This window comes from Pseudomonas sp. 11/12A, from assembly GCF_000800055.1.
In the GTDB taxonomy this organism is placed as follows: Bacteria; Pseudomonadota; Gammaproteobacteria; order Pseudomonadales; family Pseudomonadaceae; genus Aquipseudomonas; species Aquipseudomonas mohnii.
This window is the reverse complement of record NZ_JUGV01000001.1, coordinates 6329108-6350389: the sequence shown is the minus strand read 5'-3', so window position 1 is coordinate 6350389 and position 21282 is coordinate 6329108. Positions and strand designations below refer to the sequence as shown.

At 57.7% G+C, this 21282-nt stretch carries 24 protein-coding genes; 2 read left to right on the top strand and 22 right to left on the bottom strand.

Features of this window, described 5'->3' with window-relative positions:
* Positions 1–289: 289 nt before the first annotated feature.
* From GQ39_RS29000 to GQ39_RS28895, 21 genes are all read right to left on the bottom strand, one after another.
* Positions 290–694 (bottom strand): DUF1353 domain-containing protein, encoded by a 405-nt coding sequence (locus GQ39_RS29000; protein ID WP_052193687.1) that lies wholly within the window; start codon positions 692–694, stop codon positions 290–292.
* A complete protein-coding gene (locus GQ39_RS31055) occupies positions 691–1203 on the bottom strand; it encodes a hypothetical protein (RefSeq protein ID WP_052193685.1) in 513 nt (170 codons plus the stop codon). The genes GQ39_RS29000 and GQ39_RS31055 overlap by 4 nt, the downstream gene beginning before the upstream one ends.
* On the bottom strand, positions 1193–2800 hold the full coding sequence (locus GQ39_RS28990; protein ID WP_047537423.1) for a WD40/YVTN/BNR-like repeat-containing protein: 1608 nt from the start codon (positions 2798–2800) through the stop codon (positions 1193–1195). The genes GQ39_RS31055 and GQ39_RS28990 overlap by 11 nt, the downstream gene beginning before the upstream one ends.
* Positions 2797–3477, bottom strand: coding sequence for a hypothetical protein (locus GQ39_RS28985; RefSeq protein ID WP_047537420.1), 681 nt, complete (start codon positions 3475–3477; stop codon positions 2797–2799). The genes GQ39_RS28990 and GQ39_RS28985 overlap by 4 nt, the downstream gene beginning before the upstream one ends.
* Positions 3477–4397 (bottom strand): hypothetical protein, encoded by a 921-nt coding sequence (locus GQ39_RS28980; protein ID WP_047537416.1) that lies wholly within the window; start codon positions 4395–4397, stop codon positions 3477–3479. The genes GQ39_RS28985 and GQ39_RS28980 overlap by 1 nt, the downstream gene beginning before the upstream one ends.
* Positions 4394–10732 (bottom strand): tape measure protein, encoded by a 6339-nt coding sequence (locus GQ39_RS31050; RefSeq protein ID WP_052193683.1) that lies wholly within the window; start codon positions 10730–10732, stop codon positions 4394–4396. The genes GQ39_RS28980 and GQ39_RS31050 overlap by 4 nt, the downstream gene beginning before the upstream one ends.
* 337 nt (positions 10733–11069) lie before the next feature.
* A complete protein-coding gene (locus GQ39_RS28965) occupies positions 11070–11429 on the bottom strand; it encodes a hypothetical protein (RefSeq protein WP_052193680.1) in 360 nt (119 codons plus the stop codon).
* A 71-nt stretch (positions 11430–11500) separates the two neighbouring features.
* A complete protein-coding gene (locus GQ39_RS28960) occupies positions 11501–11983 on the bottom strand; it encodes a phage tail tube protein (RefSeq protein WP_052193678.1) in 483 nt (160 codons plus the stop codon).
* A gap of 79 nt (positions 11984–12062) precedes the next feature.
* Positions 12063–12455, bottom strand: coding sequence for a DUF3168 domain-containing protein (locus GQ39_RS28955; protein ID WP_047537413.1), 393 nt, complete (start codon positions 12453–12455; stop codon positions 12063–12065).
* The gene (locus GQ39_RS28950; RefSeq protein WP_047537410.1) at positions 12452–12877 is read right to left on the bottom strand and encodes an HK97-gp10 family putative phage morphogenesis protein; all 426 of its coding nucleotides are present in this window, start codon (positions 12875–12877) and stop codon (positions 12452–12454) included. The genes GQ39_RS28955 and GQ39_RS28950 overlap by 4 nt, the downstream gene beginning before the upstream one ends.
* A gap of 2 nt (positions 12878–12879) precedes the next feature.
* Positions 12880–13227 (bottom strand): phage head closure protein, encoded by a 348-nt coding sequence (locus GQ39_RS28945; protein ID WP_236693128.1) that lies wholly within the window; start codon positions 13225–13227, stop codon positions 12880–12882.
* Positions 13206–13505, bottom strand: a complete 300-nt coding sequence (locus tag GQ39_RS28940; protein ID WP_047537404.1) for a head-tail connector protein — start codon at positions 13503–13505, stop codon at positions 13206–13208. Before GQ39_RS28940 ends, GQ39_RS28945 begins: the two co-directional genes overlap by 22 nt.
* Positions 13506–13769, bottom strand: coding sequence for a hypothetical protein (locus GQ39_RS28935; RefSeq protein ID WP_081997994.1), 264 nt, complete (start codon positions 13767–13769; stop codon positions 13506–13508).
* Positions 13770–13806: 37 nt separating this feature from the next.
* A complete protein-coding gene (locus GQ39_RS28930; protein ID WP_047537401.1) occupies positions 13807–14970 on the bottom strand; it encodes a phage major capsid protein in 1164 nt (387 codons plus the stop codon).
* A gap of 3 nt (positions 14971–14973) precedes the next feature.
* Positions 14974–15636 (bottom strand): HK97 family phage prohead protease, encoded by a 663-nt coding sequence (locus GQ39_RS28925; RefSeq protein WP_047537399.1) that lies wholly within the window; start codon positions 15634–15636, stop codon positions 14974–14976.
* A gap of 18 nt (positions 15637–15654) precedes the next feature.
* A complete protein-coding gene (locus GQ39_RS28920) occupies positions 15655–16923 on the bottom strand; it encodes a phage portal protein (protein ID WP_047537396.1) in 1269 nt (422 codons plus the stop codon).
* Positions 16923–18455, bottom strand: a complete 1533-nt coding sequence (locus GQ39_RS28915; RefSeq protein ID WP_047537393.1) for a terminase TerL endonuclease subunit — start codon at positions 18453–18455, stop codon at positions 16923–16925. Before GQ39_RS28915 ends, GQ39_RS28920 begins: the two co-directional genes overlap by 1 nt.
* On the bottom strand, positions 18434–18859 hold the full coding sequence (locus GQ39_RS28910) for a hypothetical protein (protein ID WP_047537390.1): 426 nt from the start codon (positions 18857–18859) through the stop codon (positions 18434–18436). The genes GQ39_RS28915 and GQ39_RS28910 overlap by 22 nt, the downstream gene beginning before the upstream one ends.
* Positions 18860–19001: 142 nt before the next feature.
* On the bottom strand, positions 19002–19214 hold the full coding sequence (locus GQ39_RS33450) for an HNH endonuclease (RefSeq protein WP_236693162.1): 213 nt from the start codon (positions 19212–19214) through the stop codon (positions 19002–19004).
* A 128-nt stretch (positions 19215–19342) separates the two neighbouring features.
* Entirely contained in the window at positions 19343–19525 is a 183-nt protein-coding gene (locus tag GQ39_RS28900) for a hypothetical protein (RefSeq protein WP_047537387.1), read from the bottom strand.
* Positions 19509–19847 carry a phage holin family protein gene (locus tag GQ39_RS28895; RefSeq protein WP_047537384.1) on the bottom strand — a complete coding sequence of 113 codons (339 nt, stop codon included), beginning with the start codon at positions 19845–19847 and terminating at the stop codon, positions 19509–19511. Before GQ39_RS28895 ends, GQ39_RS28900 begins: the two co-directional genes overlap by 17 nt.
* 392 nt (positions 19848–20239) lie before the next feature.
* On the opposite strand from GQ39_RS28895, the gene GQ39_RS28890 reads away from it, so the two are divergent.
* Positions 20240–20422: a type II toxin-antitoxin system HicA family toxin gene (locus tag GQ39_RS28890; RefSeq protein WP_047539277.1), complete on the top strand. Its 183-nt coding sequence runs from the start codon at positions 20240–20242 to the stop codon at positions 20420–20422.
* A 37-nt stretch (positions 20423–20459) separates the two neighbouring features.
* Positions 20460–20861 carry a type II toxin-antitoxin system HicB family antitoxin gene (locus tag GQ39_RS28885; protein WP_047537380.1) on the top strand — a complete coding sequence of 134 codons (402 nt, stop codon included), beginning with the start codon at positions 20460–20462 and terminating at the stop codon, positions 20859–20861.
* A gap of 135 nt (positions 20862–20996) precedes the next feature.
* On the opposite strand, the gene GQ39_RS32905 is transcribed toward GQ39_RS28885, so the two are convergent.
* Positions 20997–21164, bottom strand: coding sequence for a hypothetical protein (locus tag GQ39_RS32905; RefSeq protein WP_161793946.1), 168 nt, complete (start codon positions 21162–21164; stop codon positions 20997–20999).
* Positions 21165–21282 lie beyond the last annotated feature (118 nt).

Here is a 21282-nt window from a genome sequence, read left to right as displayed (position 1 = left end):
AAAAAATCGATGCATCCTCACTCCTTGAGTTTCGATAGCCTTCCTAGTGAAAGCATGGCGATATGATTTTACCCGGTTATCCCTTGAGCCTCGCCGTTTATCTGGACTAGGATCCGCGCCACGTTCTCCCGTATTAAAGGGTGCGGGAGAAAATAGAAGCCCCGGCGATTGCGAACCGCCGGGGTTTTGCTTTTCTATTCCCGCTGGTAGGATTTTGGCCACGTTCCCCTGCGGTAGAGCTGGGAAAAAGGAAGCCCTGGCGATCACGAATCGCCGGGGCTTCGTCTTTTCAATCCCCAGACGAAGAAAACCCCGAACGGGTCGGGGTCTTGGTGAAGTGCTTGGCGCCGCCTATTCGGACGCCGGCCCAGAACAGCCAGGCCCGCCATCGCGCCACGCCTTCCGCGCGCAATGCCCGGTACAGCACAGCGTCTGCTTCCTTGCGACTGACCTGGCCACCGAAGTACAGCCAGTCATGAATGGTCGCTGCGTAGTTGCCGTAACCGGCCACCAGGGCGAACAGCACGAAAAGGAAGACGTTGTGCAGCACCTGGATGCTTGCGAAGTCGGTGATGAAGCCGGCTGGCACAACGATCGTGCGTTGCTCCTCATCGGCCAGCACCAGGTCATCGAGTAGCTTGTAGGTGCGGCGGTCGGTCTGGTCGGTTTTCAGCGTGGTGACGAAGCGGCTCATGCGGGCAACTCCAGATCAGGCAACTCCAGTAGGAAGTCCTCAACAGTCGGCTGCGTTCGCTCTCTTGCTTTTACGGCGGCCAATTGTTCATAGGCATAAGCCCAGACCAAAGATCGCCAAGCGCGAAAGGCCTTGCCGTCATTTTGGAATTTGGGCACTGCTGGCTCTTCGGCGTAACTGATAGCTGTTGCAATGCTGTCGTAGCCGCGGGCAAAGGCGGTGCTGTTCAAGCGAGCCTGTACAGCCTGTTCGAACATCGCGACGACAGCCGTTTCGCTGGCCGGAACAACCACCCAGGCCTGAAGGACCCGCTCGCCTTCCAAGCGAAGCGCGCCGGGTTCCAGCGACTCGCCTGCTGCCAGTGCCGGCGCGGGATCTTGCTCGACCACCGCAAAGCCGTAGTCGATGACGTGCTCGGTCTTGATGTCTTCCGGCGGCGAGTAGTTCGGGAACCGCTTGCGGAAATCAGCTTCGGAGAGCTGAGCCAGGGTATCGAGGTTAGCTAACATAAACGCTACTCCGGAAGTTTGCCGATTTGTCGTTTTGCTCAAAGGTGACGAGCGCGTCATAGCCGTCGGTGCAGTAGCGCTTGCCGATGATGTCGGAAGTTGTAGGGGTAACGGGTAGATCTATCGGAAGTCGGGTGACTACCGAGACGACGCCAGCCTTGTACTGGTAGGTCACCGGTCCGTCGATAATCAGTATCCGATCCGCCAGGGGCACAAGTAGGCGACAGCCCGCAGCCGCTGTCAGCGTGATCCCCGGAACGACAGTAGCGCTCACCAGGTCATTGGTGGAAACGTACACCTGGCTGTCGCCAGACCCCTTGAGCGCCAATGTTGTTGTTCCAACTTTTGCGGCATCGAAGTAGGTGGTCGACGCCCAAGTAACGCCGCTATCTCTACTCACGTAAAACGCGTAGTTAAGCGAGCGCGTCATCAGCAGGACAGAGTCACTTAGAAAAATCGTGCGCGTGTGCCTTAACATCGGGCCGGTGTAGTCACCGCTCCCTGTACGCTTTGGTGTCCACGCTGCTCCTGCATTTGCTGAATATGCGAAGTTATCGTCTATCGCCCCTACACTACCGCCGGAAAGATAAAATCTGCCCGCACGAGCAGCTACATCGATGAGATTCCCTATGGCCGAAAGGGAAATATTATTCGAAGCCCAAGTCTGACCGCCGTCTGTGCTCTTTATGATCGCGTACACAGAGGGCGATAGGGTTACCTGCACTGCAACAGATATGACCCAGGTTCCCGAGTCATAAGCTACGCCAGAGATCCATTCATTTCTCGGCGTGGCGACGTAAGTAAACGTGCGCCCGTTGTCCGTACTCCGGAAGATGCGGCCACGGCGCCCGACAATATTGGACGTATCAATCCCAACCCAAGTACCTGCGCCATCAGTTGCGAACTTCGACAGTTCGTTGCTGGTACCGCGCGGGTCAAATACGATGCTATCGAGTATTTCAGAGGGTGTGCGGAATCGAGGGAAGGAACGGCTATCACCCGGCCAAAGAATGTATATCAGCCCCGCGGCGCCGACCGCGCCGGGCAAGCCATTCTGTGAACCTTGCAGGTTCACCCCGCCACAGCCGCCACCTCCTCCTCCGCCAGGCCACGATCCCGGCACAGCCAGAATCGTATATGGCCCGACGCGCATGAACGGATAGTCAACTTCCGCGTCAAGGAATGAGGTAGGGGAGCCGCCAACGCCACTATTGCCTCGAGTGGTCTGCAGCGCAGTGGCACCACTGCCCCCTCCTCCTGTGCCCGCGGCTCCAGCATCCACGCCGCCAGAGGCACCGGTGATAATCGAGCCAAAATTAGCCGCGCGCGCCGCGATGGAATACGGAATGGTGTCGCCCGGCGTGACTGGCACGTTGTTGATGTACCGACGCCGACCGCCAAGACCGCCCGCGCCACCGGCACTCCCTGTACTGGGTGAATGACTGCCCCCAAAGTCGCCGCTTGCGCCGCCCTCAATGATGAGGACGGAGATCGAGCTCACGCCATTTGGCACAACCCAATTGCCCGAGCCCGACAGCAGCGCTTGCCCGGCTTCCTTAATTTCCTCTGAGGAAAGGAGCATCTTCTTGATGGTCAATTGGAGGCTCCTTTGCGGCCGTATACCGTGCTGCCCTCGATCGTGAGGATGAATTCGATCCGCTTGCCGGCGTTTGGCGCAGAAGGCGCAACACCACCCGCTGCCAGCCACACAATGCCCGCGGGCCAGGTGAAGCCGTAAGCGGTGGCGCCTTGAGTGATGCGGACCAGTATCACCAAAGATTCCGCCGCCGACAGGGTCGGAATGTTCGTCAGGCTGATCGAAGCCGCCGCAGTGAGGGTCAGCGAGAAAACCGAGCTGAGAGACAGGTCCAGCGCTGTCGCGCCGGCAATCGACTGGACCTTGAGCGGCTCGATGTACAGCGCCTTGATGTGACTGGACCACCCTACGCCGAGTTCATTTAGCTGCACGGCCAGCGGCCGGCGCGCATTCCCGACGTAGGAAGGTAGGGCCAAGTCCGATCCGATAGCCCCAGCAATCGCCATAGCGCTGTTTGCGGCACTCGTTGCAATTGCCGCGTTAGAGGCTGCTGACGAGGCATAGCCCTCGGCCGCATTGACCTGGGTGGCGACCCAGCCAAAGGAGGCGTTGAGCTCAACCACCATGACCTCTTCAGCAGTCAGCCGAACCCCAGCCTTGGCGTCAAATAAGACCTCGGCATCGGTGGGCAGTGGTGCAGGTGGTAGAGGTGTAATTATTGGCGCTGTGACTGCCATTACATGAGGCTCCTAACTTTGAGTGTGTATTCACCACGGTTGTACGTCGGCAGCCCTATGTCGAAGTCTTCGAATATCCCGACGATGACCGTGTAATCCAGTTCACTTGCGCCGACATATAGAGCCGGCGCGTCGTCGAGCGCATCCAGTGACCGCTGAGCGCTTGAGATCTGATCGCCCTCAATGACAACTTGGAAATCTATCGACCTTCGCCTGCCGCGGCCGGTGATCGTCATGCTTCCGTCAAACTCTTCTCTGACAGTCGAGTATTTCTTGCGTCCGAGCGATGTTCCGTAGACGGCAGTTCCGATAGTTTTGGCCCAGCCAAGCACCATCATTCCTACCCGGGCGATGCCGCCCGGAGCGCTGACGATTACGCGGATATCGGCGTTATTGAATGGCGGTAGATCGAATTCGGCCAAGTTGTCCTTTGTGACGAACTGACCGAAGTAGTACTGATACCAACTACCCCCGGCCTTGCTCGACATTGAGAAAGTCTTGTCGTATACCGGGTCAGGCCCACCCGGCACGGTCATGATGATTCGCACCGACGAGGCATAAACCCCGACGAGACCGATCGCGTTGATTCGCTGACCTGGCCGAATGGTCAGATCAATGCTTTCAGGGTTCGAGGTGAAGGTGCCAATCTTCCAGGTGTTGCCGATGTTCTTGTTGAACATCCTGTACTTATTGACCCACCCAAGACTCACCCATGCCGCGGGGCTTACCGCGTCAGTGACAGGATGACGATTGGTATTAGCAACCACGGCTTCGTAGTTGAGTCGATCAATCGTCACCTTGTCCCCGATCTTGTAGGCAGTCGCTGGGTTGTAGGCTGGATAGTCCAGGTCCGGCAATGCATTGGTGATCATCTTGGCCGGAGTTATTTCTATCCCCGGCACCACTCTCATTTCACTCATGCTGTGGCCGCCTTGGTTTCAACTGGCCCGAGAATTTGCACCCCGGAATTAACGAGCGTTTCGATGCCATCTGCGACCGACTTCGTGAGTCGCGCCATGTATGTGGCGTTGCTTTCCATCTCTCGACGAAACTCACGAATCTCTGCCGCGGTTGCGCCGGAATCCCCGCCACCCCGCAGCATTGATGCCGTCTGGTTGGCATTGAAGATCCGGCTCGGACCGGTGACCTCCAGCTCCGGACCGTTCTCGCCCACCAGGCGCAAACCGCCGCCGAAGTCACCACCGCTGGCATAACCGGGCACCTTGATCGCTTGGCCTTTCTCCTTGGCCGCATTGGCGATGGCCTGGGCCAGTTGGTCATAGCTGATCGCGCCGTTCGCGAGCTGCCCCTGCCAGTACTCCTTGCCGGCAGCATCAGCATTGCGCCCGAGCAGCGACTGGTAGACCGAATCGATCAGCGTGCCGTTGTTGGTTGAGGTTCCATCGGAGGCTTTACCGGTGATGCCCGCCAACGCAGCCACGACCGCGAGGTTCATCGCATTGATAGCGTCCCTGACACCCATGACCGAGTTGTCGACGCCGTTAAGCGCATCCATTTGCGCCTGGGCGAACTCCAGCTGCTGGTCGTACTGCGCCATCTGCAGGTCGTAGCTGTCTTTGGCTTGCTTGATTTGATCCTCAAGCCCTTTCAGCGACTTCTCGGCAGTGGTGAGCTGCTTGCCATTTATGCCGTTCAGCTCGGCCACCACGTTGGCGGTGCGCCCCTGGTCCCGGGCAAAGTCTTCCATGGAGCCGTACAGATCAGTGTTGTTGCTGCTGACCGTATCCAGCGCATCGCTCAAACCGGTGAAGCCAGACAGCGACCCACCGGAACGAGCCGTGGCCAGCGCGCTTTGCAGCGTGGCTTGTGCCTGGGCTCGCAGCATCTTCACGGCGTCATCCGAATCGCCGCGCAGAGCTTTGAGTGCGGCACTCAAACCGTTGCCGACCGAAGTCAGTCCGCTGACGTTGTCCGTCGCAGTGCTGACCATGTCATTGAGCGAGGTGACGCGAGCGTTGTAAGCCTCGGTTGTCGCTTTCTGCTGGGCAGAGATGGCACGCTGCAAGGCGCTTTGAGCGCTACCCGCTACGCCGATCAGCTTTTCGGACATGGCCTGCACGGCGGCGGCGGCTGCGTCCGACCGCTGCTCGAGGATCGAATAAGCCTGAGCAGCATTACCGGACAGGCTGGTAAGCGTCACATACATCTGACGACCAGACTCCGTCGTCCTGTCCAGCGCTTCGACCATGTCCCTGTACGCATCGCGCGTTCCGGGAAGCGTCACACCCATCGCGGCAAACTGTTTGTTCACCGTCGACAATGTGTAGTCGGCCTTCTCCACATCCGTATAGAAGCCGTCGAAGAAGGTGCTCTCTCCGGCCTTCAGGGCTTCCAGTCCGCCCGCCATGGCAATCAATTGCTCAGCCATGAAGCCCGTACTGACCGATACGTCGTACAGTTTGAATCCAAGCATCTCAAACGAGTCGTTGACGCTGTACAGGTTGTTGACGAATGTCGTCAGTGCCTCGAAGTTGTAATTCTCCAGCCCGGAATTGGTCGCGGCGTTAATAGCCGAAACAGCGGAGTCACCCAGATTGGTGAACCAGCTATCCAGCTCCGTCTGGATAGCTTCTGGTGTCTTGCCCTGAGTGCTGATCCGGCTGGCAGCCACGTTCAGGCCGTCGAGTACCGCATCGCTCAGCTGCACGCCTAGCGCTGAGAACAACCCCATGGAATTGAGGATCTTCTCGTTGTACGCCGAGCCAAGCGCGCTTTCTGTCTCCGCATCCAGCGGGTTATACAGATAGCGAGTCTTGCTTGACCCCGACAGCCAGCCGCCTTTCTTTTTCTGTTTGGTGTACTGCTGCGCGTCGAACATGCCCCCGTCAACAGACAGTTCGATCCCGGTGTCCTTGGTCTGGTAGCCACTGCCAAACAGCTTGCTGCCTACCTTGCTCCACACCGCCTGGAACAGGGTCGAGCCGCTGAGGATGGCCGCCATCTTGCCGCCCACCACTTTGCCCAGAATGTTGTCGGTGACTTCGAAGTACTTCGCGCCCACGGTCTGCGGCAACATCGCCGCTTTGCCCAGGGCTGTGCTGCCAGCGCTGTCCCACATCTCGCCCGCATCAGGACGCACCCCGGCGCTGTACAGCTTGCCGGATTGATACATGCCCATGACGACGGCGAGCGGCCACATGGCGGCCGCGCTGGAGATGGCGGAAGAGATCGACGCGCCAATGCCCTGGGAAGCCGCTGCCGTCGTCGCACCGGCAACACCGATATTCGTGCCAACGGATGCGGCGCCTTCGGCAACTGCTGCAGAGAGCGTCGCCGCAGTGATACCTTCGGCGCCAACTGTCGCAGCTGCTGCTGCAGCTTGCGCGGCCGTTACGCCAGAGAGAGCGGCGGTCGTCGCTGCAGTCCCGGCAGCGGTCGCGCCGGTGATGGCGATGTTGCCGCCAACCAGGCTGGTGAAACCACTGCTCAAGGTGCTGGCAATATTGGAAAGCATGTTGCCGTAATAGCCGGCACCGCCCGAGATTGCTCCTCCAATACCGCCAGAGGCATAACCCGATGCAACGGACGAGCCGACACCGGTGATGGCGTTCCAAGCCGAATACAGATTTTTGCCAAGACTGGCCATACCACCAAAGCCGCCAGATCCACTGGAACCAGACGACCCACCCACACTGCCCAGCAACTTGCTCCACACCGACGACAATCCCTGCCCGTTGTCGGTACCCGTCAACCAGTTGCTGATCGAGGCCAGCAACGGCTTGGTGGTGAGCATGTGAGCGATCTCACCCAGTGTCTGCTTGAACCCCTTCTTCAGGTTATCCCACAGACTTTCTGCACCGCTGCCGATGTTGCCCCAGGCAGTGGCGAAGGCTTCGTCGATACGATCGATCGCGCCCTCGGTCATCTGCCCCCACAGGGTGGCCTTGCTGCGGTTGACTTCGTATTCGTTGCTGAGTTTGACCAGGGCATCTTGATAGAGCGCGGTTTTGCCAGGTGCCAACTCCATCGCAGCATAAATATCTTGCTGTGCCTGCTCATAATCCTTGAGCAGTTTGATCTCGGGGTTGAGACGATCAATGATGCCTTCAATCCGACCCGCGCTTTCCATGGCCTTGTTTGCATCAAGCTGGGCCTTTGTCGTTGCAAGGAGCTGTTTGTATTCCTCGCTATCGATGGCAATTTTCTTGCCCGATAATGCGACGGTCATCGCCTTCTCGACGTTGTACGCCTCGAGCGCATCCTTGCCCTGGAGCGTGGCCGTGGCCTGTTTTAGGATCTGATCGACCTCGACCTTCAGCTCAGCGACGTTCTTCATGACGTCCTCGCGGTCCTTCGCGTCGTGCAGAGCGTTGATGGCATCCTTGACCTGGTCATAGGACTTCGCGCCGGTCTTCAGTACCTCTTGCTCGATTTCTTGACGGATAGTCAGCTCTCGAACATTGATTGCGCCGGCCAGGTAGGCATCAGCGATGTCGTTCGAAGCCTTGGTCGAGATACCGGACTTGGCCAGCAGATCGGTAAGGGCTTTTTCCTGATTCTTCAGGGCTGTGGCGGCAGCGTTCGCCGCCTTGTCCACGCGCTTGTTCGCTTCGGTTGTTGCATCAAGCTGGGCGATGGCGGCTGTTGCGCGATCAAGTGGAGTGGCTTTTGGTGTGGCCGGAACGGCGGGTGCAGTGCCGCCATTGGTGAGAAGGCCGTAACCGGTCAGGTTCTGCTTTGGCGGTGTAACAAGGAGCATGTTCTGCCCCGTTACCACGCGCATCGTCTGATCGATGATGCGCTGCATGGCATTAACTTGGCGGGTAGCGCTCTCCTCTGACGCCTTCGCGGTCTCATCAAGGGCTGTTTTCTGAGCCGCTGCTGCTTGATTTGCCGCGTCCTCGGCGGTGTAAAGCGCCACCAGCTGCAATTTGAGGCTTGCTTGCTGGACCCTGTCACCTTCCTTGATCGCGTCCTGATACTTTTTCAGGGTGTCAGTTTGGTCAGCGATGAGTTTCGCTTGCGCAGTCTGGGCCGGTGTTGCACCCATTTTGGCGGCCGTATAGGCAGCCTCAGCAGCAGCATTCGCCCCGAGCAGGTCACGGGTTTTGGTCAACTGCTCGACGTATTTGTCCCATGCGGCCTTGCTTGCGTCAGTCTGGCCTGAATCTTTTTGAGCGACTTTCAGTTTTTCGGTGCTGGAAGTCACAGAGACAGTCGTGTCTCGAACCTGGCCGAGCAATTTCCCGTATTTGTCGGCTCTGAGTCCGTTTATCTCATACGCCGCTGCTGTTTGCTCGAGCATGGTGGTGTAAGCAGGCAGAATCGCTTTGTTCTCTTTTACCCATTCAGTGACGCTATTCAGAGATCTGGAGCCGGCGCGAACCTCCTCCATAAGCTTGTCGAACGCTTCCCCGCTTTCGATACCGGCCATGCCTAGCTGCTGGAAAGCCTGCTTGCCGCGCATCGAGTACTCGCTGAGCGCTGTACCGACCTCGTCCAGGGCATCCGCTTGCTTCTCACTCCAAGTCGATACCTGAAGGGTTCGCTGTGCCGCTCCGAGTTCTTTGAACTTGGCAATCGAATCATCAACCGTAAGATTTTGATCAATCAGCGCGGACGTGGCGGTTTTGGCGCTGCTACCGAAGTCGATGAAAGAAGCGGCAACAAGCCCGGTCATAGCGATAAGGCCGACAGGACCGCTCAAGAGCGCCAACAATCCGCCGCCGGATGCTGTGAGCACCGTTGTCGCCTTGGCAGTGGCTGATGCGGCGGCAGAAGCCCGATCCGATGCAGCCGAGGCTGCATTGGTTGTAAGCGTTGTTTCAGCAAGAGCGCCGCGCGCAGCCGTTTGCGAAGCTAGGGCTGCTGTGATTTCGGCAGATGTTGCAACCGTTGTCGCAGCAAGGGATGTTTCAGCGACCTGCAGCTGCTTGGTGATAGCAACTTCATCAAGACGTAGCGCAGCGATCCGCGCCACCGACATAGCTCTACCTTGATCCGTTATTTGAGCGCGTAACCTTTGCTCCTCGAGAACTCGCTCGGCGACCAGAGTGCTTTGAACGGCCTTGATATTCCCTATTTCAGATGTCTGGCGCAGGCGATCAGACGCAACCTTGGACTCTGCACTCGAAAGCTCGACTGCGGCGCGCTCAACCATTGCGGCAGCTTCAGCCTGTCGCGTCTGCGCAGTTGCCAGCGACTGCTGGGCCAATGCCGCTTCGGCGGTGACAGCCTCAAGGCTTGCTTTTGTGGTGAGCACAAGAGCGCCCGCCTGCTTGACCGAGGCGGCAGTGGACTGCGCGAACGAGGCAACCAGTTTCCCCGCGCCAAGCGTTAGTGCCGCGCCCCCCACATACGCAACGTTTTCGAGGGCATTGCCCACGTTTTTGATGGTTTCGGTGAAGCCTTCACCATCCGCCGTAACCGCATCCATCGCCCGGGAGGCAGATGTAAGCGCCGCCGAGATCCGGGAGCTCATGCCGCCAAGCTTATCGCCCTCCCCGATGAGCTTGGTGAACGATGATTGAACACGGGTCAGGCCGGTACCGATTGTTTCCTGCATCTTGCCGAACAGCGCATCTACCGCGCCCTGCTGCGCTTGCAACGCCTGCACGACCGATTCAGCTGTTAGCTTGCCTTCAGCGCCGAGAGCTCGAAGAGCGCCAACCGATACGCCCATACCCTTGGCGATGGCCTGGCTGAGCGCGGGAGCCTGCTCCATCACGGAGTTCAGCTCTTCGCCACGCAAGGTGCCAGAGGCAAACGCTTGACCAAGCTGCACCAGCGCCGCTTCAGAGGATGCAGCCGAAGCGCCGCTGATAACCATCGTCTTGCTGATGGTTTCGACGATACCCGCCACACCCTTCCCGCTCAGTTTTAGAGCATCTTGGTTTTGCGCGATGCGCTGGTAGAGCTCGGCTGTTGCGGTTAGGGGTTGGCCAGCTTTCTGCGCAATGCTAAAAACCGAATTTTGAGCGGCAGTGAACTCGGCACTGTTCGACGTCACCAGCTTCAACCGGTTAGCGATTTGCGTGTAGGCCTCTGCCTGGCTGACTAGCGCGCCTATCCCAGCACCGCCAATCCCCAGCGACAGGGCACCTTTCAGTACACCGGCCGCCCGCTGGGCGCTGAGGCCCACACGATCAAATGCGGAGTCCACCTGTGCCAACTGACGGTCAATACGCCCAGAAACCTGCGTGACGGACGAATCAGCCCGGGCCAGCTCTTGGCGCATCTGCGCCGTTGTAGCCTCAAGCCGGATCAACATTCCCTGGACTTCTTGACCTGCCATGAGCTTTTCTCCAGGCACAAAAAAGCCGCCTCATTGGGCGGCTCGTAGAAATTAGTACCCGCAAAGACGGGCTGTATATCGGGTCAGTGTTCCTTCCTCGACCTCATCTGGTCCTTGATGCGCTGCCGCTTCTCGTCCGGCGTTTCATTCGCCCGCGGACCTGATGGTTTATCCCCTTGGCCATAGGGATTGGTAGCGCGCAGGAATTCCACACGAGCCTCCCACGCCATGATGATCTGAGGAACAGGCGTCTCCCAGGCGTCTCTCGGGGACCAGTAGAGGCTGCCGGTAGCGATGCAGAACAGCTCATCCACATAGCTACCATTGCCCGGCCGATTTACTTTTTTGCTTTGCCTGCGCCAGCTTCAGCGGCCTTTTCGAGCTCTTCTTCCGTTTTGGCGGCCGGATTCAGCAGAGCCACGATGAAGGTGATCAGAGGCACGGTCACTTCGCCAACACCTTGATCGTAGATTTCCTCCTCGAGCGCCTCTACCTCTTTGGGCTTAAGGGTCAGGTTTGCGCCGGCAATGATCACCTTGGCGGCAGCGCTCAGGCTGAACTTTTGCAGTTCTGCCAAGGCAGGGCCGATACCACCGAAAAAGCGCTCGACACTGCGAACAGCTTTCAGGTTGAAGTTCAGGGTGTAGATCTCGCTGCCAACTTCAACATCGACGGTGCCGTGGTCAGTCTTGGACATGGTTCTGTATTCCTTGAGATAGAAGTATTGGAGCAGGCGCCGCGATGCACGACGCCTGTGAGGTGTGTGTCTTACGGGCCGGCCGGTGGGGCGTCTTCGTAGATTGCTGAGTTGATCGCCAGCGAGACAGAGGCCTTACGGATCGATTCAGCGGAACCGATCTGCTTACGGAAGCTCAGCACCTGGACCAGGTAGTAGTCCGAGGAGCCATCGCCGTAATCCATCTGGACGGCGTAGTTAGAGTCGCTACGCAGTGCCGCTTTCAATGCTGCCTGTCCCAGGTCCTTAGGGTCTTCACCCAAAGTGATGCTCTGGGATCCGGCATCGAAGGTGCCTTTAACTTTGCGTTTGCGGCGGTTGGCCAGTGCGGTGAAGTCGGCCGTGCTGGCCTCGTCGCCAAGCTCGCCAGCGTCTTCAACTTCGCCGACCTCGACGTAGGTGAGCGCCTTCAGTGCAGCGATGGCAGCGGTAATGCCAGCCGCATCCTCGCCATAACTGACGTTATGTGCCGGGCCGATCAGCAGCGTGACGCCGGCGGAAGTTTTAATAGTCATGATTGCCCTCCAGGGCGCGGGTGGTTTTCAAGCAATAAAAAACCCGCTCAATGGCGGGTGCTGGTGGAGCTCGGCGGAATCAGTGTTGAGTGATAACTCTTACGACGACGCTACCCATGAAGGTTTTGCCGTCTGGCTCGCGGTTTGTCTCAGTGCGAAGGACTCGGACTGAAATGGCGGTTCCGACGCTCAAGGGCAAGGGAACTTCGTCCAACGCCGCAGCAATCTCGGCATTGATGCGCTTCACTTCGGACTGACCTTTGTGATTGCTCCAAACGCCGATGTAGAACAGTCGGTTTTCGCGCTTTTTCCCGGAAATAGGCGTGGTATTGCTCGAAACCTCCGTGTCCATCACGACATATGGAAGCGGCGTCTTTTCAGGAACGTAATCGAATACCGGGCACGAAATAGCGCCTGGCACTGACAGCCTGTCGAACAGCGCTTTCTGCAGCGCTAAGCCTGGATCACTCATCTACCCTCCGCAGCTTTCTTCAGAGTGCTGGCAATCGCCTTGCTGATGATTAACTGGATTTCGTCGCGGTTCATATCGTAGGACGGACGTAACCAGGGATGCGCAGGACGAGCAGCAACCGTACCGTCGCCTCGGGTATAGGCTTTTGTGCCAAATTCCAAAAATCTTCCGTAGAAGAAATGCCGATTGTCCTTCTTACCGCGAATCCCGATCTGGGCATCTAGGCCGCTTTTCGAGACGAAGGACTCAAGCGCTTCCTCAATCTCGCCGGTATCGCGCGGAATGAGTTCCTGCTGGGTAGCCAACACCAGATTGGCAGCCTCTGCCATCGCTGGCCGTAGATCGCTTTCCATCTGGCTACCGATCCGACGCAGTAGTCCGCGCAGCTTGAAATTGCCTTGCACGCTGGAACGTCGCGCCATGATCAGGCCTCCTGGGCATCTACGAGAGAACACAGCAGCCGAAGCATCGAGTTCTCGTTGTCGGGCAGCGCAGCCTCGACCAGGTAGCGATCGGCCCCACGGACAATGCGCATGCCAACAACCAAATCAGCTGTAGGGCGAACTCGAATTTCGGCGGTGACCACACGGGTGATCTGTTGAGCAACGACAGCGGTACGCCCAGTGGGCATGGTGATTTCTGCCCAAACCTTCCGCAGCTCAGTCCATCCATCGGAGTAGCCGCCGTAGCCATCGGAAACGCTTTGTTGTGACTGCACTGAGCAGCGATGACGTAGTGGGCCGGCTCTCATCAAAAACGCTTCCTTGTCCAAAGCAGGGCATTTACCCCCATCGGGACTTGACTGGCGGCTGCGCCGATCACGACAGCCTCACGGTTGGCGTACCAGTGGCCGACCAGCAGCAACACCGCTTGCTCAACGTCAGGAGTGAACGCCATCTGTTCTGGACCTGTCGGCTCTGTCTCGACCAGCTCGCGATCGCAGTGCATGGCAACGTGAGCCTTGGCGGCTTCGAAATAACCGGTGATGACCGGGTCTTCCTCGTCACCATCTACACGTAGGTGGAGTTTCACGCGGGCCAGATCGATCATTTACTTTGCCTTCTTCTTGAGGGCCGAGGCTTCCTGCTCCTGCTCCTGCTCCTGCTCCTGCTCCTGCTCCTGCTCCTGCTCCTGCTCCTGCTCCTGCTCCTGCTCCTGCTCCTGCTCCAGGATTGGGCCGGCATCGACTTCTTCTGCCAACTCCAGACCAATCAACTGCTCAGCGACTTCATCGGCAACGTTGCGGACTTCGAACTGGTCAAAGTTTCCGGCGTGGTAGTGGGAAAACTGACGTAATGCGCGAATCTTCTTCATGCTGGAACCGGGGCAGTTACCTGCCCCGCACCTTTGGTTATGCCGCTGGAGTGAAAGTGCCTTTGATGATCGCGGTCGGACGGTAGTGAGTTACCGCCAGGCGTTCTTCGCAGAGGATGGTCAGCATGTTCTTCACGAAGTTGTCGCGGTCCTGGTTGCTGATTTCAATGGTCGCATCCATGCGATCCCAGACCTGCGAAGCCAGGTCAAAGCCGCCGACAGTGAAGGTGCCCTGAGCCTGAGCCTTGGTGGCAACAACCGGCAGACCCCACATTACCTTTGCGGCGAAAGCAGCAGGACCGCCGAAGATGTAGCGACCTTCTGCATCTTTCAGCAGTGCGATGGCATGCCAGTCGCGCGGGTTCAAGATCAGGCCGGACGCCTCGAACTCCGACTCGCTCGTTTGGAAGATGGCGTGGGCAATCTGATCCGCCCGGGTGTCGCCGGTGGCATTCAGCGCGACGTCATAGGCAGTGGCAACCTTGTTCAAGCCGATCAGGTTATCGCCGGTACCGTCACCGTTGAGCAGCTGGCCTTCTTCCACCAGATCCAGGCCAAACAGTAGGCGACCATTCACATAGGATTCCAGCATCGGCGCATCGTCCATGATTTGGCGCGAGGCCTGAATCCAGTGGGCGATAGTTTTTACGTTCGCGGTCTCCTTGGTGAAGGTCAGGCTCGACTCGGGCTTCAGATTGCCCTCGGCAACTGGCGCGGCGCTGTTGATGAACACGTTCTCGCGAACGTACTCGATGGCGTTCGAGGTGGTGCGGCCTTGGGCCAACAGATCACGGATGGTGAGGCGGCGCAGACCAGGCATCAGAATGCCCGGGTTTTGCTGCGGCTGGACCAGCGCTCCTGCCGAACCGGCACCGGCGCCCAGGGCCTTGCTGAAGCTTTTCACGTCAACCTTGCCGGAAGTGGAGCCGTTCCAGCCCTTCTTCAGGTCTTCGGCAGCACGCTCGGCGAACGACTTCTTGGTTTCCGGATTATCGAGATTGCCGGAGGCAAGCTTCGACTCCAGATCGAACAAGCGAGTGCCGGCAGTCTTCAGTTCGTCCTGGACAGTTTGCAGGTCGGTCTGCAGCTTCTTGCTAATCTCGCCGGTGCTGGTGATTTCTTTCTTCTGCGCATCGAACAGATCAGTCATGTTCTTTTGCGCGTCTTCGATTGCCTTTTGGATCTGGGCCAGTTCGGACATGGTTTATTTTCCTACAGATGGGAAGGACTTGATGCGATCCAGGATCGCGGTGATTTCGCCACCTTCGGAATCGCTCCGAACTGCGGACTTGATGCGGGCGATCAACGCCTGCGCCTCGGACTTGGATAGTCCGGCCGAATCCCTCAGCCAGTGTTCCGCGTCACGAATGGTTTCGATGGTCTCCATGCTCTTGAGCGAGGAGATTGCCGCCTCTTCATTGGCAGGCTCAGTGCAGATGCTGATTTCGCGCAGCCGCTGCATGGATTTGAAGGACATGCCGGTCGCAATTCGGTCGAAGTCGCCGGCGGCTGCCAGGAACCCGACAGAAAGTCCGTTGACCGTGCCGTGTTGCATGGCGGATTTGAGCGCTTCGGACTGAGGGTTGCCAGGCGTCAGCTCGCCTCGCGCCAGCAATCCCTTACTGTCTTCCTCAAGATGCAGCCACTTGCCGACGGGAATCTCGTTGCGCTGGTGATTGAAGAACATCGCCACCGCTCGCGTTTGACCAGTCAGGGCTTTGGCGAAGGCGCCCGGCAGGATGATGTCGCCATCAGCATCGACCTTATTGAAAACACTGGCATAACCCTCGAAGACGCCTTGGGCACCATTCCCAGCGAACTTGATTTCGGCCTGTTCGAAGGCAATGGTCTTTTGAATATTGGACATGCGATAGCTCCATAAAAACTAAACCCCGCTAGGGGCGGGGTTCGTTTTGCCAAGATGATCAAGGGGCACGTTTTGGGATTGCCGTGTAGCCACCTCACCACCCGGAAGCGGAGGTCGGTTGTTGACCCTTCGGCCTTCATTGATGGTGAGCAATCCGGTGTCGACCAGAGTCTTCATGTAGTTCGCCCTGGCTGTGGAGTCACCGCTCAATAGGCCGTCACGATTATGCTCGGCATGAATGCGCCCCACATCCGAAGGCTTGACGAGCCACCGCAGGATGCTGGTCTCCCATATTTCCAAGTATGGGTCCATGGTGTACTGCAAAAAGCCAAGGTTCTGTTGCTCAATGCCGGAGCCCCAACTGGTCGACTTTTCAACATCGCCCACCAGGTGCGGAGGCACGCCAAAGAAGCGAGCCAACTCGCTGACTTGGAACTTGCGGGCTGCCATGGTTTCGGCGTCCTGCGGCGTCACGCCGATGGCCTGGGTGGTGAATCCCGCTTCCAATATCCAGAGGCGCTTCTTCACCGGACCGCCCGATATCTCCTTGAAGTTGACGTCGAGTTGGTCGCGCTGCGCTTCGGTCAGTGTCTTATCGCCGGTCGAGAGGATCTGCGGGGACTTCGCGCCGTTCGCGTAGAAGTCTCGCTGCTGATCTTCCATGGCCACCGCGACACCAGCTGTTTTTGCCCCGAAGGCGATAGGCGATAGACCTACAAGCCCGTTAAATCCGAAACCCTTCAGGTGAAAAATGTCGCTCTGCTTGAACTCGGCATACTCAGTATCGCGGCGGTACCGATAGACAACCCGCTTATCCTCCATTCGGACATCCATGTTTACCGATAACAGAGGGATGAGGCTGATCACGTCGCCCGCCGAGTTGCGCTGAATCAGTGCATACGCGTTGCCGTAGAAGCAAAGCTGCATGGTCATGGCCACGCGGAAGTCAAACGCGGTCATGTACTGGTTAGGCATGTAGCGCAGGAGCCGCGCAAGCGGGTTGTCCAGGCCGACTTTGCTCCGGTCATCGCCCTTGGTCTCGAAAACGTCCAGCGGCATGCAAGCCGTCACACTTGAGATCAGGCGAACACAGGCAAATACCGTGGCGATCTGTAGCGAGCGCTCATCAGACACCACCGAGTCGCCCACCGCACCTGTCGCGGATACGGGCCCGGTCTGTGAGCCCTTTTCAGGCGTAACGAGGCGGCCTCCCGTAAAGAAGCTCGCCATGCGCGCCCAGAAGGGGCTGCGGGTGCGCAGATCGATGCTGTAGTCGGTATCGGCCATTAGAAACTCATTGGTCTGAATAGAAATGCATCAAGATCAGCCGCGGCTTCCTCCGCCTCGCCGCTACTTGCAGCTGATACGGCCATTGCCAGCGCCACCATGCCGTCAATGCGGCCGGTTGCCTTGGATTTTGTGAATTTGCGGCCGCCAGCCGGATCGGTAACCGTTACTGCGTTTGCAGAGCACATGGTCAACACCGGGTGCATGCCGTGACGAAGCTTCTTGCCCAATAGGCGAGACTCCAGCTCCCGCAGCGCGGGCGACATGCTTTGAAAACCCTGGCCAAACTCCTTGAACCGCTCCAGTTCCTCTTCCGAAAACCCTGCTCTGATCAGGCAGGGCTTCAAGAAACGCATGTTGTAACGGTCAAAGTTGATGAACTGGACATCGCACCGGTCGAACACGGTTCGAAGATGTTCAGCCACGAAGTCATACTCAATCGAACGGCCTGGGCAGGTTTCCAGGTATCCATCTCGCGCCCACTGATCGTAGGGCACCCGATCATTCCGGGATTTTTCTGCAAGCCCTTCTTCCGGCAGCCAGAAGGTCGACTCTACGTCGCCGTCCTCGCTCACCAGCTCCAGAGCGGTCAAATCGTTAACCGCTGATAGATCGAGGCCGCCATAAACGCGCCGGCCATCGATCGATGCTGGCCTGGCGCCGTTTTCGGCCCAGATCGTCCTGTTTACAAACGGGCTCCTGGCCTCGACGCGCTGATTCAGAATCAGATTTCGGTAGGCCGGTTCGCGACTGGGCAACCGCTTAGCATCGGATGCTTGGCGGAACACCTCAGTCTTGTTCATAAAGTCATCGAAATGCGGGTTTGCCGCCCGTATGGCCTCCTCGCTAAAAGGATCCATATCCATTGGTGCGGTGCAAATCTCGACCTTGTTACGCGGATCCGCGCCAGACAGCGCGTCATCGATCAGCAGGCTGAGTAAATCGGCGTCTGTCGGTGCCTGGGTGCTGATGATGATCGACAGCGGGTCTTCCTGGGCCGCACTGGCGGTTTCCAGCGCTTCATACAGCTGTGATCTGGGACCGATCACCTGGCCCAGTTCATCGTGAATCATCAGCGCCGGACTCAGACCGAACTTGGTGGCCGCATCAGCGCTAAGTGCCTTGTAAAGCGTGCCGAGCTCACCGCAGAGCAATTCCTTTGCTGTGTCCCGGATGTTCACGTAGGTCGAAAGGTCTTCGCTCATCCGAACGACCTTGGCGGCCAGTTCAAACAAGATCGCTGCCTGGTCGCGTGACTGGGCGGCGCTGTAAATCTGTGAGTTCGCACGGGCTTCAGGTCCACAGAGGTGCAATAGGACGATGAAAGCGCTCAACGCAGTTTTGGCGTTCTTGCGAGCCATGGACAAAATGAACGTGCGGGTCGGTGAATCGTAAATCCGCTTGATCCAATGCTGCTGCTTGGCGGTCAACTTGACCTTCTTACCGACCATCTTCCCTTCGGGAATACAGCAAAAACTCTCGATCCAGGCGATATTGCGCTCGCCTCTGGTCAGTCGTTTTCGCCCTGCCATGGTTTACGTCCTTTTGCCGAAGGTACTGCCTTGTCCGCTCGGACCAAGCTTTGCTGTGTGAGGCGCATTGATCTGAGCAGCGCATTCATAGTTCTGGTTTCGCGCTCGACCATACCGCTGAGTTTGTCGTAACGCTTAAGGCCATCGTCTTCCAGCAGCCAGGCCGGGTCGAAGGATTCCAGCTGTTGAGCCAGGATGTCGGACTGCACTTTGTGTCGGCAGTATTGGACGAGCAGAGCTGCGTTCTCAGGGCCAAACCAATCGGCAGGCCGGGCATTTACCACGGTGACCCATGTCGCCTTCTGAGCGGGCGTCAAACCCGCTGGCGGGGCCATCCTTGAATCGATGCCATCAGGCTTGGCCACGTACAACGAGGCGACTGATTTTTTGCCTCTTTCGGCCATCGCGATTTACCAAAAAACTACGGATTAATGAAAGGAAAGGGCGAGGGCCGATTTCCGGCAACACGTCGCCTGAAGTTTTCCCCTCCCCCTCCCCTTTGCGATCGATTCGCATCTATCTTCGCGCCAGAACGGTGCATTTTCATCATTCGAGAGGGTAACCATCAGGCCCGATCTGGATCTTCAAGCGGAACCCAAGGTCATCAGCTGTCTTGCGCTCATGGCAGCCTGGTGACTTTCCATCCCGGCTAACGCATAGGATCTGACAGTTGGCCTCGGTGTCTTCGCCATCCTTGAACAGCGGCACCTTATGGTCCAGTTCAAAGCCCGATGGGAACTCAGTGAGCCGTCGGCACATGGCGCAGCATGGGTCTTTAGTCCAGACGCTTAGGCGGCGCTTCTGTAGCGCCCTACCGGTGATCCGCTTGGTGGTGTCGTAGTGACGGGACTTGAACGTGAACGATCTGGTGTCGTTTCCCATGATGACTAGGCCTCAGCTGCGATCTTGATCATCGCCATGAGCGCACCGATCATTGCCTTGTCGGACTGCTTGGCAATCGCGATCACATCGGCCTCAGCCTTCATGACCTCGGCCTGATCTTCCGCCGGCATCTCGCTGACCATGCCCTTCATCTGGTAATACTCGGCCTTGTCATTGGGTCGGGTCATTGCGACCTCCTGTTGTGATGCCGGCCTTCTTAGCCAAGATCTGCGTGTACAGCCCACCAGCCACGTCAGCACCAATCACCGCGATGACGATGCCCAGACCAGCAGCCAGGTAGAGGTTGCTCCACAGGGCCAGCGCAAGCAGCAGCGTGGCCATGCCCAACAGGCCAGATGCCAGGAAGCGCAAGGCCACACGCTGCAGGATCTGCCGCAGACTCAGGTCGCTACCCGATGCCCTCAGCATCTCGCCGGAGAGCCCGGCCATGCTCAGCAGGACCAGCATCCAGAAGGGCACATCAGCAAGCGTCTGGTGTTCTGTGTTCATCAGTGGTCCTTGTCTGGGCGGCGCCCTTGTTCCCTGGCGGGACTGAGTAATAAGACCGGCGCCCAGTGCGCTGACATCCGCTCGAAGCAAGGAGGCAGGCACGGGAACCGGAAACGAAAAAGGCCCACCGATATGGCGAGCCTTTGAAATAGGTGTGAGGGTCTTTCCCCTCCTGTCCGTCAGCGCTACTCCAGGGTGATGGAGCAGGAGCACGCTGACTGCCGGTGTTTATCGCACCACCGCACTGACCGGCTTATCGGTGTCCAGACATCCCCGAGGGGCCACTCTGGCTATGGCCAACAATAAAAATATAACTCTAGACGCACCTTTTTGATTGACCAGCTATAACCCTAGAGTTATAATTATCCCATCAACTAAACAAGGAGATGGAGGTGCAAAGCAGGCAGTTGATAAAGGAGCTTGAAGCAGATGGATGGGTTCTAGATCGCGTCACCGGAAGCCACCATATGTTCAAACATCCCAACAAACCCCAAACAGTTCCAGTGCCACACCCGAAGAAGGACCTACCACTTGGAACGGTAAGGGCAATCAAGAAACTAGCCGGGTTGATGTAACCCGGCTTCACCCCTTGCACCTCCACAGGAGAAGAAAATGCAATATCCAATCTGTATCGAATGGGGCGACGACAAAACAGCTTTCGGGATTCAAATCCCTGACATCCCTGGCGCGATCACTGCGGGCGATACCTTCGAAGAGGCGTACACCGCAGCAGTGGAAATCGCGAATATCATGCTCGAGGAGATCGCAACAGCCGGAGGCGAAATCCCTCGGCCGACTTCATGGGCTGATCATGCGAAAAACCCAGACTTCAAAGACATGGGCTGGGGCATGCTGGAAATAGACATCACTCCATATCTCGGGAAAACCGAGAAAGTGAATGTGACGCTTCCAGGTTTTGTGATTCAGCGAATTGACCGATACGTGAGAGATCACAACATCAAGAGCCGGTCTACCTTTTTGGCTGATGCCGCCTTGGAGAAGCTTGGGCGGTAATTCGGCGGAAGGCGAAGGAGTCGAACTCTTGCCGGCTCAAGCAGCTCCGGGTTCAAACCGGATTGCCCACCACTGGGCGCCACCTTCCAGAAACGAAAAACCCCGCTCGATGGCGGGGCTTTGAGACGTTACTAATTACAAATCGTTGAGCTTGAAGACGTTGTCTTCTCCGCCTTGCTGCAGATCCTTATCGTAGTCGCTTTCTTCTTCTGGCTCTACGTAGTGGTAAGGATCGTCGTTATCTTGAGCTTCTAGCTCGTCCTCAAAGTCATCCATGAAACCATCGTTGCTATCGCCGCTCATAACCGCTCCAGTACTTGGGAATTGGTTGGGTTTTGCTGCAGCACAGACGAAAAACCCCAACACAACGGCTGGGGTTCTTCGCGTTTGGTCGTCATCCTGTAACGCACCAAACCGCAGG